Here is a 16,637-nt window from a genome sequence, read left to right on the forward strand (position 1 = left end):
GCCATTCACATCCTCTTGAAAACGATACCGTGACTGAGGAGATTTGCCTCCTTTAACTCCACATTCTCCAAAATCATCCTTTCTCCAATAATATTGACGCAGATCGCATTATGACCGTCCATGATGATCCTTGTGACATCCTTCATAACTTCGCGGACCTCATCCTTTTCCTCAAGAAAAACCGATGATTCGCACATGTGTGTGGAATTGATGGAATTCGTATATAACCTCTCTGAGTGCCAAAAAATCAAGAAGACTGATACCATTGTTCTAATTCATGAACGTCATTATACAAGAGTCCATAGACTCAGTTCAAACAAAAGATTGCGTCTATCGGAATTTCTTATTGGGAATTCGATTGGATTGAAGTTTCTTAATTCTTTACCTCTATTGGTCTTTCCGCCTTGCGTTCCTCACCGTAGAAAACATAACGAACTGGAATTCGTTTTCTCAGGCCGGTCCAGTACGGGCATTTCATGCATTTGTAACCGAGCGTGACCGTCCCGCCGAAAATCGTTTGGTTTCTGATTCTTTTCATCCTCGCACTGCATACAGGGCAACGACCAGCTTTGCTCCTCTCTTCACTTTCTCTTGCATGAATTTCGATTTTGCCAAGATCTTTGTTTATTATCAATTTTCTGATTCTCTTTTCCGTCGCTGTGTAAGCGGAATCCAGGATCTTGAGTTTATGATTGACGAGACCTGAAAGCGTTCTCTGCGATACGATCATTGAGTGACTACTCAGTACTTCTCTTATCGCTTCGATTAGGATCTCCGCCGATGGGATCCGATAACTCATCCCTTACCAGATCGCTCTGAAAGTACAGATATCTTTCCCGATGGTGGGCTTCCGTCACACGCACACTCACAAAAAATAATCAATTGAGATCTATTGAGCAGTAGGGTTTCACCAAGACTGTGACAACTGATACGAAATCTCACAGAAGTGTCAAATATCGTCAGCATCGTTGTTTATCTTGATACAATGGTTCTCGAGAACATTGGATTCAGGATGAATGAGGGAAGGGGGCGGACATGAATCGCAGCAAGATTATCATCATGGGCGCTGCTGGTCGGGATTTTCACAACTTCAATACGTATTTTCGAGACAATGAATTGTATGAAGTTGTCGCGTTCACGGCAACACAAATACCGAATATCGAGGGCCGAAGATATCCACCAGAGCTTGCGGGTAAGTTGTATCCAGATGGGATTCCGATCTATTCTGAAGAAGAGCTGCCTCATTTGATCAAGAAATTCGGCATCGAACAAGTTGTTTTCGCGTACAGCGATATTTCACATGTTGATGTGATGCATAAAGCATCGATTGTTTTGGCGGCTGGAGCGGACTTCAGGTTAATGGGAAATCCGCAGATCGTTCTCAAATCAAAAGTTCCAGTCATCAGCGTTTGTGCCGTCAGAACAGGGTCAGGAAAGAGTCAGACGACGCGAAAGATTTGCATGATATTGAGGAATAAGGGGTTCAGGGTCGTTGCTATCAGGCATCCAATGCCCTATGGCGATCTGAGAAAGCAAGTTGTTCAAAGATTCGCGAGTTACGAGGACTTGGATTTGAATGAGTGCACGATCGAGGAAAGGGAAGAATACGAGCCGTTGATCGACAAAGGGATCCTTGTTTATGCAGGTGTGGATTATAAGCGAATTCTTGAGCAGGCTGATGAGGAAGCTGACGTCATCGTCTGGGATGGCGGTAACAACGATCTGCCATTTTTCAAATCGGATCTTCACATCGTCGTTGCGGATCCGCACAGAGCAGGGCACGAAATCACTTATCACCCTGGTGAAACGAATGTGCGACTCGCAGATGTCGTCATCATCAACAAAGTCCAGACGGCGGATCGACATGATATCTTGAAGGTGCGGGAGAATGTCAAATCGATCAATCCGCAGGCGATCATAATCGAAGCGGCGTCGCCGATTTCTGTTGAAAATCCAAGCATGATTCGAGGAAAAAGGGTGCTGGTTGTTGAAGATGGACCAACGGTGACGCACGGTGGCATGGGATACGGCGCTGGTACGATTGCGGCAGAAGACTACGGAGCCAGTGAGATCATTGATCCGCGACCCTATGCGGTGGGCTCAATCTTTGAGACCTTCAAGGAATATCCTCACATCGGAAAGCTGCTGCCTGCAATGGGTTATGACAAGGAGCAAATCTCAGAGCTCGAAGAGACGATCAACAGGGCTGAATGTGACGTTGTTATCTCTGGCACACCAGTCGATCTGAGGAGGGTGATCAACGTCAATAAACCAGTTGTCAGGGTGAGATACGAATTGTGCGAGATTGGTCGTCCTACGATAGAAGAATTGCTTGTAGAGAAATTAAAGGGAAAATTGAAAGGTCTTTAGTTTCTATTTTCTTCATGAGATCTTTGTTTTTTACTTTTACTTTTTATTTCATCAATGATCTTTAATACAAACAGTTAACACAAAAGGATGAAATACTAAACTACCAATCGCCGCATCAAAATAAATCCCAGTATCAATTTGCGCGAGCGGGGGTAGCTAAGTTTGGCCAAAAGCGCAGGACTTAAGACGGAAGCGATGCGCATTTCTGTAGGACATTCTGTCCCGAAGGGGTCCGAGGGTTCAAATCCCTCCCCCCGCATCAAAAAGCAAAGCTTTTTACAGGCTTATTTTGGCTAAAGAAGGTTAATTTTAGGATTTATGAGTGGGGGCTGAAATTTCAGCGTGAATTTACTGGTAAATTATAATCCATGCATTTGTTGGAAATCTCTTTTTATTCGTTGCTTGAATCAAATTTGAAATAAGAGAAGTATGTTTTAAAAGCTGGTGAAGTTAATTATGTTGTTGCGTGGTTTAGATTGGTTGAGCGGGTTTACTTGGACACAAATGTCTATTGCAGACCTTTTGACAATCAAAGTGATAAGCGTATTCGAAGGGAATCAGCCGCTTTTATCGAGATTGCCGATGCCTCTTTGCGTGGTGAAATGGTTGTTGTAAGTTCTGATTATGTGAAATTAGAGATTGAAAAGATAATAGACCCTCTGAAAAGGAAGGATGTTAGAGGTTTTGAAAGAACCTCGGCTTCGGTAAATGTTGCTAGCAGTCAGCAAATAATTTCTTTAGCGAGAAAATTTTCTAATAAATGTGGCTTAAATCCTTTGGATGCATTACACGTTTCTTCTGCTTGCATAGGGAAAGCTGACTGGTTTTTGACATGCGACGATGAAATTTTGCAAAATGGTCGTTGCATCGAAGAACTTGCAGCCGAAGAAGGATATAGGTTAAAAGTAAGAAATCCTATCAATTATTTAGAAGAAAAGTATGGGTGAAAAAATGGCTGAAAGTCAAATAGCAACAGTTGAAGTGCCCTTTGAAGCACTCGTAAAAGAGCTTGGAGCAAAAAGGGCCATAAAATTCCTAAGCGAAATTAGACGCAAATACGGCGACTCTGTAGTAGAACTTAGAAGGGTCACAGAAAAACTGACAATAGAAGAAATCGAAAAAGAGATTAACCGATTGAAAAAGGAAGGTAAACTATAAAACCACACACTATACATGCCTTTTGAACATTAGGCACTTTTCATAAGCTATTTTTTACCAGTAATTTTGTGCTGAAATCGTACCCCGCACTAGAACATAAACGCTACCATATTGACAACTTGAATTATTGGTTTTGCAGGACTTAGAAGGAATATATAAAAAAAGTCGACGCAACCACACGCTGACGATCATAGGCATCAAACTTAAATGTATAGAAAAATAGAGCGGATAAGAAAAATTCACACTTTAATTTGTTGTAATAATCAGTTATACTGTTTGAAATTGAGAACATTTGGAACTGAGAAAAAGACAAGATTCAGAATCATCTTTGTCTCAATTAAGGCATGCCTATCGCCTAACCACTTTTTCATAAAAATTCTCAATTATCAGCTGCCCTTCAACATGAACCTCATTCTGAATCTTGATTCGTTCAGGATGAAACTGAACGCCGTAAAATGGTTTCTTAATGTGTTTGACCGCTTCTACTTCGCATGATTCGGAGTCTGCAAGCAAAACAAAGCCAGCCTCGTTCACACCTCTCTTAATCACATAATCGTTGTGCCATTCGGCCAGCAGAATGTGCCTGCTCTCGAAGCCATCAAATATTTCGTCAAATTCAATGATCTTGATCCTTTCGAATTCATCTTTGATAGGTTTGCTCAGGGACGAGACTTCGGCACCGAACGTCCAGCAGAGTAATTGGTGTCCAAAACAGACTGCAAATGTTGGAACCTCGAGATTCCTTATCAAATCTGCTGTCTTCGCAAACATCTTCCTATGATTCTCATGAACTATTCTCGCTTCAGAGCCGCTGATGATAACGGCGTCGAAATCATTCTTTATTTGATCTTTATTGTTTATTTCTTTGTAATGAACGATATGGCATTCGCTCAATCGTTTAATCGCACTGAAGAGTTCGTTTATTTCTGTCGGGTTCATATAGCAGTTAATGATCAGAGATCTCATGCAATCCTTTTTTTATTCGGGACTACTCCTATAATCATTTCGTGAATGAGAGATTCCCCTGCAACGAAAATTACATTTCCCAATGAACTTGATCTGGAATTAGGAAAAAATCGCAGCGGAGATTGTACTTTTCCTTATTAAAATCGGCATACCACACTCATAGCCGTGATTGAGGATGAACTGTGGCGAGATGCAAGAGAAACTTGTTTCGACGAATATCCAATCACTGGTCAAATGTTAACAACAACCGTTAATTGTTTGGTGGCACCTGCCGCGTCGTATGTTAACGTACCTGAAAACACATAAATTTCGTTAACGTTTTTTTCTCGAGATGCCTGAATTGCGATTTTGAGGTCAAAACTGCGAAAGTCCTTTACGTGGCGGTATCTTGAATCTTCCCAGCTCTCTTTTTCTCACAATGTTGTTGGAATCGGTCAGAATCTGGTGGATTTGGCGAGGATTAAAAATAATATTACCAAATTTATTTAACTTCAGAAGATGACAAGATTGCTCGTGGATGATGGATACTAGCAAAATTGCAAATCGGATTCTCAAAGGGCAAGTGGTACGAGAAGCAATCCTTTATGAAACGATCGGAGATTCTAGAGTCAGGTGCGGACTCTGCGAAAGAAGATGTGTGATCGCCTCTGGTGCAAGAGGATTCTGCAAGACGAGGATGAACCTCGAGGGGCGACTGTTCACTCTCGTCTACGGCAATTTGAGTGCGATTGAAAGCCGGCCAATCGAAATCAAGCCGTTTTATCATTACTGGCCAGGCTCAACCGCTCTTACTTTTTCGACCTGGTCATGTAATTTCAATTGTCCTTGGTGCCAGAATTATCATCTCTCAAGGAGGATCCCCGATCCAGAAATCGATCATTACAACAGTCCGGATGATATTGTCAATCTCGCCATGTTGAGAGGAGATCAGGGGCTTTGCGCAAGTTTTCAGGAACCGACATTGCTTATCGATTGGGCTCTCGATGTTTTCAGGAAAGGGAAGGCGTGCGGATTGTATTCCTGCTATGTAACCAATGGTTATTTGACTCCCGAAGCTCTTAAAATTTTAAAAGAAGCTGGTCTTACTGGCGTAAAAATCGATGTGAAGGGCGACCGCGAGGTCTATGAAAATTTTTGTGGCAACGTTGATGTTAAAAAGGTGTGGAGGAATGTTTGCCTCGCTAGAAAATTGGGAATGCACGTTGAGATTGTCAATCTTCTTGTGACAGGCGTCAATGACGACGAATCTTCAATACGATTGCTTACTGAAGAGCACATCAAAAACGCCGGTCCTGAGACACCGTTGCATTTTACCAGATATTTCCCAGCATATCAGTATAGAAGACCACCGACAGATCTTAGTATCATGTACAAAGCCTACAAAATTGCAAGAGAAGCGGGAATCGAATATGTTTATTTAGGGAATATTTCAGATGAGAAATATGAGAATACCGTCTGCCCACAGTGTGGTGCAATTCTCATCAAACGATCATATCATGGTATCAAGAAGGAGGAGCTTTCGCGGGATTACCGCTGCATGAAATGCGGAAAGAAAATTCCGATCATTGGCCGGGTCATTGAACGATGATACAATCTTTCGATTTTTTCAAGCGTCAGGCTATTTGGCATTTGTTGATGTTCGATAATCATCATTTCAATTAGAGACGAGGACGTGTTGCCAGTTTACTGTTTCTGTTCAGTGGATGTCACAGCTAGGTCATTTCAGGCATCGATCTTTGCAGTGAAATGACCGGAAAATTTTGATAATGAACTATGACATTATATCAACTGGGGGAAAATGCTTGGCTGTCAGTATCACTATTTATGATGGATGCCAATCGATAGGTGGCAACAAGATTTATTTAGAATTTGACGGGCACGGTATCTTCTTCGACTTCGGCATTAATTACAAGAAATTGGGCGGGTTCTGTGAGGAGTTCCTTACGCCCAGGGCCGGAAGAGGAATTCACGACTACCTGCATATTGGCCAGTTGCCCCGTTTAAATATTTACAGAGACGATCTTATACCGCGTGACATCGATCTGTCAGGTTATCAGAACTTGAAGGTCGATGCCGTCTTCCTCTCGCACGCGCACCTCGATCATGTTGGGAGAGCGCCAATGCTCGATTTCAGAATCCCGTTTGTCGCATCGCCTTTGACATTTACCATACTCAAGTGTCTGAGAGATTGTGATAGTCATCGCATCGAGCATGAAATTGTGTATTCTAATTTGAGGGCACCTGGAAAAGATGATAGATATCTGATTGTTGAGAAGAAGAATCTCTTCTGGAGGAGAAAATTCGTTGTTGCCGGGCCATTGACGAACAAGTTTGAGGATTTTATGAATTTTTGCCCGTGGCGAAAAAAGTTCTACGGTGGCGAATTCTTGATGCAAAACGACTTCGACATTGAATTCAAACAATTCGATACCGATCATTCTATTTACGGTTCTTCTGCGTTTGGGGTGAACACGTCTTGTGGTTGGATCATATATACTGGTGATCTGAGAATGCATGGTCGTTTCGCTAATAAGACGAGAGCTTTTATCAATGGAGCAAAAGCGCTTTGCCCTCGCGCCCTTATCATCGAGGGCACGAGGATTGACGCATCACAGGAGGGTATTACAGAGAAAGCGGTTTACGAGAAGTGCATGGCCGCTGCTTCGTATGAAAGAGGACTGATCGTCGCGGACTTTTCGCCACGGAATTTTGAGCGACTTGATACATTTAAAAAAATTGCTAAAGAATTGGGACGAGAACCCGTCGTTCTCATGAAGGACGCTTATTGTCTCGACGCCATCTCATGCGTTGACGGGAAAGATCGCATGAGGAATGTGCGGGTTTATCGCGATATCAAGGAAAAAATGGATGGCTATGAAATAGAGGTTAAAGGAAAGCATGAGGAGGCTTTCGTCGATCCCACTGATATTGCCAAAGATCCTGGGGAATTTATTGTCTGTTTCTCCTTCTGGGATATGAATCGACTGCTCGACATCAAGCCAGAAGGTGGCACTTACATCTACTCAAGCAGTGAGGCTTACACGGAAGAGCAGGCTATTGATTTTCTTCGGTTAAGAAACTGGCTCTCGCTCTTCAAGATGAAGATCAAGGGGTTTGAGATCGTTGAAGATTCAGAAGGTCCTCGCCCGAAATTCGATCTGGGATATCATGTCTCAGGACATGCATCGGGCGAAGATATCGTCAAAATCATTGACATGATAGATCCAGAAGTCGTTATCCCCGTTCATACTGAGAAGCCAGAAAAATTTTCAGAGTTGATTGATCGCAAGGTCTTGATTCCCGTCGAAGGGGCTTCTCTCGAATTGAGCAATATGGCATAAAAGAATTCCTTGACGAGCGATGCATCAGTCAATTGAAATAAAAGCGGTTTTTTTGGAATCTCCTAAAATTAGCAGGCACTGGAAAATGGCGCCTGATTCGTTGAGAATCGATCATCTCGACATTCTTTTTTCCAATTCCTTTTTAGTAGCTATTCTGCCGTTGCAAGAAATGTGGAAGAAGTGCTGGACAAGACAAACCTTCTATTATGAAACAATGTTTGTCACCTAGTCAAAATTATTCAACATTGTTGCATATTAACACAACTTAACAATCTTTTTTGAAAAATTGTTGCAAAAGTAATAAAGTAATCCTTAAATATCGTAAAGGCGCTAATCTTTTTCGGGGGAACATAATGGGCTACGAAGAACTATTTCCAGGAATGGATATGAAGTGGCACGCAAATGCCACAAAGCGATTCGCCTCCCCGTTCGTCGATGTAGCGCACGACAGGATCGACGTGGACCCGATCATTCTATCGCACGCTGCGGTGGCATGCGGGTTCACGATTCGAGACTTCTACGAGAAGCCTGAGTTGGGAATCCACTGCGTTGGATATATCTCGCAGCTGTACGACCTGTTGCCTGTGACGCACTGGTTCTACTCGCTTCCGTGGGTAAGGGAGTTGGGATTGACACTGCAGTACAAAGATACTCTGCCGCCGATCTCGACTGGACCGATCATCTCCGAGCCGGGACAGGTTGACAACATCCACGTACCAGATGTTGATGAATTGATGAAGGGTTACACCCTGCCTGAATTCATCAGGATCTACGAGTACGTGCAAAAGAATCTCCCAATGACGCTCGTCCCGATCTCCTATGGTTTCGACCTCGTTGGTGCGGCAGCTGAGCTCTGTGGTGTTGAGAATTTCATCATGTGGACGTTCACTGAACCAGAGGCAGCACACAAACTCGTAAAAAAATACACGGATACATCGGTCAACGGGGCAATTGGATTGGCGAACAAATTCGGCATGGCGATGTTGATCGTCGGCTCTGTTCTTGCGAACAATGACATCTTCTCGGATGAAGCTGTGAAAGAGTATTCTGCGAACTACATGAAATACTATGTTGACAAAGCCTTTAGAGGCGGGGCAGGACCCCAGCTATTCTATCACCTCTGCGGTAACCACCAGACCGACTACAAGGTGTTTAAGGACACGCTATTCTGGTCTCCATTCAATGTGATTCACATCGGATATTACGGTAGAGATCCATTCCCGTCGCAGCTTCTAAAGGAAGAATTCGGAAAGCTTTCGACCATCATGGGATCGGTTGACACAAAGTTGATGATCAACCCGAACCCCAAGATTGCGTATGAGCAGGCAAAGGCGCAAATCTTGGCTGGACGTGACAGCCCGAAGGGGTACATTCTCGGTACTTCCTGCGAGACGCCGCCGTACACAATTCCGGGCAACCTCCTAGCGCTGGTCAAAGCGGCCAGGGACTACGGAACATATGGAACATGGTGAGGTGAGGAAGAATGGAAATCAAGATCCCAAATGAAGTCATGGAATTGATCGGTAAGAGGGGCATCAAGGAAGCTGATGTCAAGGATGTCATCGAGACGGCGGAGTCATCGAACAAGAAGATTGTGATGGGCAACAGAAACATCGCTAAGAAGATAATTGGCCAGGCTACCGTCTACGTCGACTACGAACTTGAAAAGGGTCTGGTAAGAAAGCATGCGACAGTGAAGTCCGCATATTCTCACAGATTGATGTTGGGAGAAATAGTCAACGCAACTGACAAGAGCGACTGGGTTTGCGCTCACTGCAATGAGCCTGCGTTGTATGGACACGTCGCAATGACATACATGCAGGTCACGAGAAATGGACCTGCGGTCGTCTGCCCGAAATGCAAGGACTCTTGGGTTGAGGAATACCTTGCAACGAAGACGCTAGCTGCGGTTGAGGGTCTGTTCGAGAAAAAACGCGCTTAAATTTTTTCAGGGCCGCGAATGCGGCCTCTATCATTTTACTTTTGAAGTTGTCACTCGATACTTATTCTCTCGGTCTCTAATTTCATTTGACTCCCCTTGATCGAATCAAAAACGCATTTTCAAGCAGTACAGTTCCCTGTGAGAGGTCTTGAAGTGTAACTTCAGAAAATTAGAAATCTCTTGAATCTATAAGGCAACTCACATCTGGTGTTGATATGAGCGAACTTATTGGAAAAACAGAGAGCCTCTGCCCGGAATGTCTCAAAACGATACCCGCGGAGAAAATTGCTGAGGATGACAAAGTTTATCTAGTCAAGACATGCCCCGATCACGGAACTTTCAAAGTTCTCATCTGGCGCGGCGTTGCAGATTATAAAGACCTAGAGCGTTATTCGTGTGTTAAATCGAAGCCTGAGAGGATTGCAGTCAAGAACAGTGGCACATGCCCGGAAGTCTGTGGTCTGTGTCCAGATCATATCCAGCACACTTGTCTCGTTGTCCTTGAAGTCACCAATGGCTGTAACCTCAAGTGTCCGATCTGCTTCGCGAGTGCGAATGAGCGATACAAGTTTCACCCGTCAATTGAGGAAATCCGAGAAATGTTCCAGACGATCGTTGAATATGTGAAGCATCCAATCGCCGTACAGATTAGTGGCGGAGAACCGACGATCAGAGATGATCTCCCCGATATAGTGAAAATGGGAAAAAGCATGGGCGTCGATTATATCGAAGTGAATACCAATGGTGTTCGACTCGCTGAGGATATGGATTATTTGCGGAGAATTAAGGAGGCTGGCGTCGACTCTCTTTATTTCTCGTTCGACGGCGTCACTGGTGATGTCTTTGTGAAGACCTGCGGGAAAGATCTTCTTGATACAAAACTCAAAGCCCTTGAAAACTGTCAGAAGGTGGGGATGGGCGTCACCCTTGTGGTTGTCGTTTCGAGAAGTGTCAACTTTCACCAGATCGGAGATATCATCCAGTTCGCCAAGAAATGGATTCCGACTGTCAAAGGGGTGCATTTCCAGCCGTTGAGTTACTTTGGGAGATACCCGTCGATGCCAAAGGATGAGGATCGCGTACTCCTTCCAGACCTCCTCAAAGCGATTGAAGAGCAGACAAAGGGAGAACTAAGGGCTGATAATTTTATCCCGACTTCCTGCGCGAACGTGCACTGCGATGCGAAATCGATGTCGATCCTGATGGAGGACGGTACACTGTTTCCACTGACCCAAAGAGCGCTGGGTCCCCCCCGTGAGACAAGCCAGATCGCAAAGAAGACGCGGCAAGAGATATGTGATCTCTGGCGATACATCGAGGATTCGATTAGTAGCAGTAGCGAGGAAGATCTTGACGGAACCTGGCTCGGATTCATTCAAAGAGCGAAGACGCACTACCTGACTGTTTCGACGATGCCCTTCCAGGACGTCTGGAATGTAGAGACCGAGCGGCTGAAGAATTGCTGCATCCACACAGTGACCCCAGATGGTCGTCTGATCCCGTTCTGCCTCTTCAACATCAACAGTATTCATGGGAAGACGCTGTACAGGCACGAGATCTTTTCGAAATATAAGAAAGGCTAACGGGAGGTTTTCTTACCAACGCTCCTGTGATAATCATCGACAATCTTGTTCATGTATCTTGAGATTTCTCTCTGTCTTTGTTCACTAGATACGATAAGTTGCTGGAGCGGGAACTCGAAGTCGCAAAAGGGACACCTTGCTAGCTCACAGGTCGTCGCGGACCTCCTGCATCCTCTACATGCGATCGCCCTCGACTGGAATAAGCTGAAAGTCTTGCCGCAGCGGGGGCAGGTCACCCGTTTCGTCGTTTTCAGAAGATTTGGCGTTACACCAAGCTGTCTCATGTGCGGCGTCAGTACCATCTTATTTTCCTCCTCGTCTACTGAGGATTACCCCGATATTTAAATTCTTGGCAATATGCGCCAATCATACCGCAATTTGATCATCCTTTATATAACTCATCTGGGTTACCTTTCTATTTGCAAATTATCTTCGAGATTTCTTGATGAACGATTTTATCCGAGCTCATTCGGTCGGACATCGAAATCTGGTGGCAATACAACAGGCCAGCTGAGAAAAGGCTTAAATGGATGTGATGCAATCGACTCAGTCCTTCTCAGTCCTTCAAGAAATTCCGTCGTTACATCGGCTGAGAATGCAAATAGCATTTCTTCTTCCTTCACAAGACCGTATGCTCTATCTCCCAAACAAGGGATATCGATGACAACCTTTTGACCCTCGAGAATCTTTGCGATCGCTGCGCACAGACTACCCTGACCAGTCATCGTCGTTGAGATCGCATCTCCCCTCCAATATGTAAAGCCGATGATCATTCTCAAAACCTGTGCAGGTGTTGCATAAATAACGACGAGATCAGGATCGGCCGGTATCAAATCTAGCGGTGCCATGAGAACCGCGCTATACTTCTTTCCGCCTGCACCGATCATTTTGATAGATCTTTGCAGATTCTCCGCTGAGTTTGCGTCTTTAACGAATGGTAAATTTAATGTACCAGTAACAACGCGATTAGGCGCCCTGATAAGACCGATGCATGAGGAACCGAGAACACATCTTATGCCTTCGGAGGAAGCACCAACAATCCCTTGTTCTCTGTGGTACCTGGCAATGGCGGCCATGTGGCAGGGCGTTGTCTTTGTCAGAAGTTTTACATCGGCGAATTTGAGTAATTCCTTCGCTTCAGTGAACATCTTGACGCCGACAGGGGAATTTGCAAGATTAAGTATCTTTTTTAAGGATGAGAAAGCGCTTTTCCAAATGTCACCAGTCATAAAGGAAGCTAATTGCGTGTTGCTTATTAGTGTTGTCGATCGATTGAGCAAATTATTATGCCAGAATTTTGAAAACGTTCAATTCGTTTAAATCGCAAAATCTTCTGGTCAAAAGGATTATTATTCATATTCATATTACCTCTCCGTGTGGATGTTTTAAGCAAACTGAAAATCGCGATCGCTAGGAGACGGTTATCCTCGAGAGATATTTCCGATAAGGCGAAATACCCTCTCGAAGAATGGATTCACAATCAGGTCAAGAAGAATTTCAAGTCGAGCTCCGAATTCAGAGAGATCCTCGGTAAAAGACGTCTGGATGAGGTGACGCGAGACGATATCCGCGGGTACCAGATTTATCGGTTCAGGAAGCAGCTTGAGTATGTTCGGGCTAATAGCATTTATTATAGAACACTGCTTAATAAAGCTGATGTCGATCCAAAGAAAATCAGGAGTTTCGAAGATCTAACGAAAATTCCACTGACCGAGCCTGCAGAGGTTGCGAAGGAACCTTTTCACTTTTTATGCGTTCCCCAGGGCAAGGTGATGCGCGCCTTCACGACTTCTGGTACCTCGGGCCTCACGAAAAGAATCTTTTTCACGAGAGACGATATTTTAAGAATCATCGACTCGATCTCGGCTGCCCTTAAAACCCTCGGCATGACCGAAAATGATGTGTTGCAGATCATGTTTCCTACGATCGCGAGCTGGGATCCTGGATACATGCTTGACGGCGCTTGCAAAATCGCGGGTCTTCATTCAGTCATCGCTGATATGCTGGATGTTGACGAGCAAATACGTATCATGAAAGAATCGGGTACAACGATGATGATCGGATTGACATCGTTCATCTACAGAGTCACCGTGCTCGCGAAAGATAAATACGATCTTCGATCGCTCGGCATCAAGGCGATCATTCTTTCGGCCGAACCGCTATCAGAAGCAATGCGCCGGGAAATCGAAGAGGCGTGGGGTTGCAAAGCTCTCAGCCAGTATGGGCTCACTGAGATGGGTTTGGCAACGACTGTCGAATGCGTCGCGCAAGATGGACTTCATGTCAACGATGCGGATTTTCTGGTTGAGGCAATAGACTCGGAAACGCTCGAGCATGTCGGACCGCGTGAACCTGGTGAACTGGTCATCACGAGTCTTAATTACCAGGCAACGCCGTTGATAAGGTACAGAACGTATGATCTTTCGAGTCTCATCGAGCCGCCCTGTGCTTGCGGCCTAAAGACGATAGGAAAAGTCGGGAAGATCAAGGGGCGCCTCGATATGATGAGGAAAATTGGGATGGGCGAAAAGATTTTCCCGCTGCTTTTTGATGAAGCAATACTCAGCGTCTCTGGTGTCGTTAATTATGTCGTTTTCATTGAGAAATCTGGATTCAGGGATCGCTTGCGCTTTAAAGTTGAGTTCATCGGCGATAAGGAAGAGGGCCAGAGAAAAATACTGGATGCGGTCATGAATATTCCTGAGATCAAAACAAGTATCGAAAACGATCTTCTTGAAGAGCCAATAATCGAAATGGTTAATAGTGGATCTCTTGAATTCATGCCAAAAACGATGTCGATTGTTGATCTGAGAAATCAGTACGACTGATTTTTTAACATCTCAATGCGAAAAATTCTTGACCGTGCGGTTGTTCTACGGCGATAACTATGAAAGCAGGTGTCGTTGCTGTGCAGGGAGCGGTGCAGGAACATATCGATATGACCAACTTGGCTTTCGAACGGTTGGGAGTTGTCGGTCGTGCCGTTCCAGTCAGAAGAGAGAAGGATATTGAAGGAATTGATTGCCTAATCATCCCCGGAGGAGAGAGCACAACGATCTCGAGATTACTGAGACGCTTCAATCTCTTTGATAAAATCGTCGAAAGGGGAAAAGAGGGTATGCCAATCATGGGCACATGTGCAGGCTGTATCCTTTTGGCGAAGATTGGGGACGAGGAGGTTGTGAAAACTGGTACGGAGCTCCTCGGTTTGATGGAAATGGAGGTCGACCGAAACGCATTTGGGAGACAACGCGAATCATTCGAGGCTGATATTTCAATAAGAGGATTTGAGCGTCCCTTTCACGCCGTTTTCATCAGAGCCCCTGCGATCAGAAAAGTATGGGGGCGATGCGAAACCTTGGCAACATTTGAGAACAATATCGTAATGGCGAAACAAGACAATTTGTTGGGTCTTGCATTCCATCCAGAACTTTCAAACGATACAAGAATTCACGAGATGTTGATCGAAATGGTTTAATTCTTAATTGCGAATGAACTTGAACAAGAGATAATAATTCGATTTTTTCTTTTATGATAAATGGCTGCCAAGAAAAAGAAATAAAATTGTCGCAACTACATGTAATTGCTGATAAAAACCGATTGATCGATTTTTAATTGATTTCCCATCTTCCTATTTCTTTATCGCCGTTATGATTTTTTCCAATCGTGTCGCAAAGTCTCCATTTTCAACAATTGTGCCAGTAACAATCGCATTGGCGCCGGCATTCTTGATCGCTACCGCCTCTTCAGGCTCTCTAATCCCGCCGCCAACGATAAGTGGAATCGAGATGTTCTTTTTCACTTCGCGGATCATCGTTTCTGGTACGGGTTGAGGCGATCCGCTGCCAGCCTCGAGGTAAAAAAGTTCCATACCCATATATTGTGCGGCGAGAGCGTAAGCGACGGCAAGCTGAGGGTTATTTCGAGGGATCAGATCGGCCTTACTCACCTCACCTACCTTCATACCTGGTTCTACGATGACATAGCCCATTGGGATTGTTTCAAGGCCCAGCTTTTTAATAATCGGCGCACCTCTCACCTGCTCTCCGATGACATTCTTCACATTCTGACTGTTCAACACACTCATGAAGTATATTGCATCGCAGTGCCTCGATATTGCGTGCGCTCCAGATGGAAAATAGATAACAGGAAGCTTACAGAGTTTCTTGATTTCAAGGATGGTGAGATCGAGGTTCTCCTGCGTGACACCAGTCGATCCGCCAACCATGATCGCATCTGTTCCGATCTGTTCAGCCGTTTCAGCGATCCTTGCAGCGACGACTGAGTCCTGCTTCGCTGGATCGATGAGCGTCATATGGATAGTTCCTTCTTGTATACGTTTCATCAGATATTCTTTTACCCTCATAGAATGCCACCTGCAAGGAAAGCGATGAGCGCAACAAGCATTCCTACCTTTGTCAATTTCTGACCTCGCCTTGGATTTTGAAATTGAAGAAATGAGGAGTATATAAAGATTGCATCAGCAATCAAAACGATGAAAAGATACTCGATGTCGAAGATACCAACAACGAAGGGCTCGAAACTCAGGATCACTGCGACAAGAATGAACAATGTTGCGATTGCACCAGCTTCTCTCTTTCCAATCTGTTTAGGCAACGTCAATCGGTCAAAGTCCGCTTCCATGTCCTCGATGTCTTTGATGATTTCCCTGCCTAGGGTTGCAAGAAATGCCATCGCTGCGAGTGCAACCGTCTGTTCAACATGCTTCACAACAGCACCACCGAGGAGGAAGAGGAAACCAGTCAATAGAGCGATTAGAAAATTGCCGCCAAACCCCTCTTTTTTCAATTTTACTTCGTAGAAAAGCATGAAGAGAATCGCGATCGCAACGATCGCGATGGAAATCGCATCCAGGAGCAAGGAAAGAAGAAGCGAGATGGAAAAGAGAATCGCTGAGATCTTCAGGGCCGTCGAAGCACTTATCTTTCCTGAGGGAATCGGTCTCTCTGGATGAGCTCTTTTGTCGATCTCTCGATCCATATAATCATTGAGTGAGTTTCCAGCGGCGATGAAGGTGAAGACGATCGCGGAAGCGATAAGAATTTCCATAGAATAATCTACCATCGAAGTTCCCGCGCCGACTAGCGCAGCCAGTATCACTCCGATGACGCCCATAATACAATTGCCGATGCGGAAAAGCTGAATAAACCGATTCACCTTTTCGGAATTTCCTTATTATAATTACTTTTTTTCTTAAGAAGCATCTTTTTAAAAGCGCGTACCGTAATAGCATTGGGCAAAAAGTTAATAATTAGA

Annotated in this window: 17 protein-coding genes and 1 tRNA gene; 11 read left to right on the forward strand and 7 right to left on the reverse strand. The window is 44.5% G+C overall.

Going from position 1 to position 16,637, the window contains the following annotated elements:
• Window positions 1–5: 5 nt before the first annotated feature.
• Entirely contained in the window at window positions 6–197 is a 192-nt protein-coding gene (locus H5T41_08105; protein MBC7108731.1) for a CooT family nickel-binding protein, read from the reverse strand.
• A 176-nt stretch (window positions 198–373) separates the two neighbouring features.
• On the reverse strand, window positions 374–799 hold the full coding sequence (locus tag H5T41_08110; GenBank protein ID MBC7108732.1) for a hypothetical protein: 426 nt from the start codon (window positions 797–799) through the stop codon (window positions 374–376).
• Window positions 800–1,035: 236 nt separating this feature from the next.
• On the opposite strand from H5T41_08110, the gene H5T41_08115 reads away from it, so the two are divergent.
• From H5T41_08115 to H5T41_08130, 4 genes are all read left to right on the forward strand, one after another.
• Window positions 1,036–2,370 (forward strand): GTPase, encoded by a 1,335-nt coding sequence (locus tag H5T41_08115; protein ID MBC7108733.1) that lies wholly within the window; start codon window positions 1,036–1,038, stop codon window positions 2,368–2,370.
• Between the two features lie 146 nt (window positions 2,371–2,516).
• A tRNA-Leu gene (locus H5T41_08120) sits at window positions 2,517–2,629 on the forward strand.
• A 217-nt stretch (window positions 2,630–2,846) separates the two neighbouring features.
• The gene (locus tag H5T41_08125) at window positions 2,847–3,317 is read left to right on the forward strand and encodes a PIN domain-containing protein (GenBank protein MBC7108734.1); all 471 of its coding nucleotides are present in this window, start codon (window positions 2,847–2,849) and stop codon (window positions 3,315–3,317) included.
• A gap of 4 nt (window positions 3,318–3,321) precedes the next feature.
• On the forward strand, window positions 3,322–3,528 hold the full coding sequence (locus tag H5T41_08130) for a hypothetical protein (GenBank protein MBC7108735.1): 207 nt from the start codon (window positions 3,322–3,324) through the stop codon (window positions 3,526–3,528).
• Window positions 3,529–3,876: 348 nt separating this feature from the next.
• Here the strand turns inward: H5T41_08130 and H5T41_08135 are convergent, their stop codons facing one another.
• Entirely contained in the window at window positions 3,877–4,494 is a 618-nt protein-coding gene (locus tag H5T41_08135) for a gamma-glutamyl-gamma-aminobutyrate hydrolase family protein (protein ID MBC7108736.1), read from the reverse strand.
• A gap of 520 nt (window positions 4,495–5,014) precedes the next feature.
• Between H5T41_08135 and amrS the strand changes: the two genes are divergently transcribed.
• The 5 genes from amrS (at window position 5,015) to H5T41_08160 (ending at window position 11,360) form a co-directional block, all read left to right on the forward strand.
• Window positions 5,015–6,082: an AmmeMemoRadiSam system radical SAM enzyme gene (amrS, locus tag H5T41_08140; GenBank protein ID MBC7108737.1), complete on the forward strand. Its 1,068-nt coding sequence runs from the start codon at window positions 5,015–5,017 to the stop codon at window positions 6,080–6,082.
• Window positions 6,083–6,296: 214 nt separating this feature from the next.
• Complete coding sequence (locus tag H5T41_08145) at window positions 6,297–7,835, forward strand: MBL fold metallo-hydrolase (GenBank protein ID MBC7108738.1); 1,539 nt, start codon at window positions 6,297–6,299, stop codon at window positions 7,833–7,835.
• 470 nt (window positions 7,836–8,305) lie between these two features.
• Window positions 8,306–9,307 carry a hypothetical protein gene (locus H5T41_08150; protein ID MBC7108739.1) on the forward strand — a complete coding sequence of 334 codons (1,002 nt, stop codon included), beginning with the start codon at window positions 8,306–8,308 and terminating at the stop codon, window positions 9,305–9,307.
• 11 nt (window positions 9,308–9,318) lie between these two features.
• Complete coding sequence (locus H5T41_08155) at window positions 9,319–9,777, forward strand: hypothetical protein (GenBank protein ID MBC7108740.1); 459 nt, start codon at window positions 9,319–9,321, stop codon at window positions 9,775–9,777.
• A gap of 215 nt (window positions 9,778–9,992) precedes the next feature.
• On the forward strand, window positions 9,993–11,360 hold the full coding sequence (locus H5T41_08160; GenBank protein ID MBC7108741.1) for a radical SAM protein: 1,368 nt from the start codon (window positions 9,993–9,995) through the stop codon (window positions 11,358–11,360).
• Here H5T41_08160 and H5T41_08165 read toward each other — a convergent pair.
• Both H5T41_08165 and H5T41_08170 read right to left on the reverse strand, forming a co-directional pair.
• Window positions 11,357–11,662 (reverse strand): hypothetical protein, encoded by a 306-nt coding sequence (locus H5T41_08165; protein MBC7108742.1) that lies wholly within the window; start codon window positions 11,660–11,662, stop codon window positions 11,357–11,359. The genes H5T41_08160 and H5T41_08165 overlap by 4 nt on opposite strands.
• 153 nt (window positions 11,663–11,815) lie before the next feature.
• Window positions 11,816–12,589 carry a DUF169 domain-containing protein gene (locus H5T41_08170; GenBank protein MBC7108743.1) on the reverse strand — a complete coding sequence of 258 codons (774 nt, stop codon included), beginning with the start codon at window positions 12,587–12,589 and terminating at the stop codon, window positions 11,816–11,818.
• Between the two features lie 147 nt (window positions 12,590–12,736).
• Between H5T41_08170 and H5T41_08175 the strand changes: the two genes are divergently transcribed.
• Together H5T41_08175 and pdxT are read left to right on the forward strand one after the other, a co-directional pair.
• A complete protein-coding gene (locus H5T41_08175; GenBank protein MBC7108744.1) occupies window positions 12,737–14,188 on the forward strand; it encodes a phenylacetate--CoA ligase family protein in 1,452 nt (483 codons plus the stop codon).
• Window positions 14,189–14,247: 59 nt separating this feature from the next.
• Window positions 14,248–14,838, forward strand: coding sequence for a pyridoxal 5'-phosphate synthase glutaminase subunit PdxT (gene pdxT, locus H5T41_08180; protein MBC7108745.1), 591 nt, complete (start codon window positions 14,248–14,250; stop codon window positions 14,836–14,838).
• 153 nt (window positions 14,839–14,991) lie between these two features.
• Here pdxT and H5T41_08185 read toward each other — a convergent pair whose 3' ends face one another.
• Window positions 14,992–15,726 (reverse strand): geranylgeranylglyceryl/heptaprenylglyceryl phosphate synthase, encoded by a 735-nt coding sequence (locus H5T41_08185; GenBank protein MBC7108746.1) that lies wholly within the window; start codon window positions 15,724–15,726, stop codon window positions 14,992–14,994.
• A complete protein-coding gene (locus H5T41_08190) occupies window positions 15,723–16,538 on the reverse strand; it encodes a UbiA family prenyltransferase (protein MBC7108747.1) in 816 nt (271 codons plus the stop codon). The genes H5T41_08185 and H5T41_08190 overlap by 4 nt, the downstream gene beginning before the upstream one ends.
• Window positions 16,539–16,637 lie beyond the last annotated feature (99 nt).

Source organism: Methanomassiliicoccales archaeon (assembly GCA_014361295.1).
Classification (GTDB): domain Archaea; phylum Thermoplasmatota; class Thermoplasmata; order Methanomassiliicoccales; family JACIVX01; genus JACIVX01.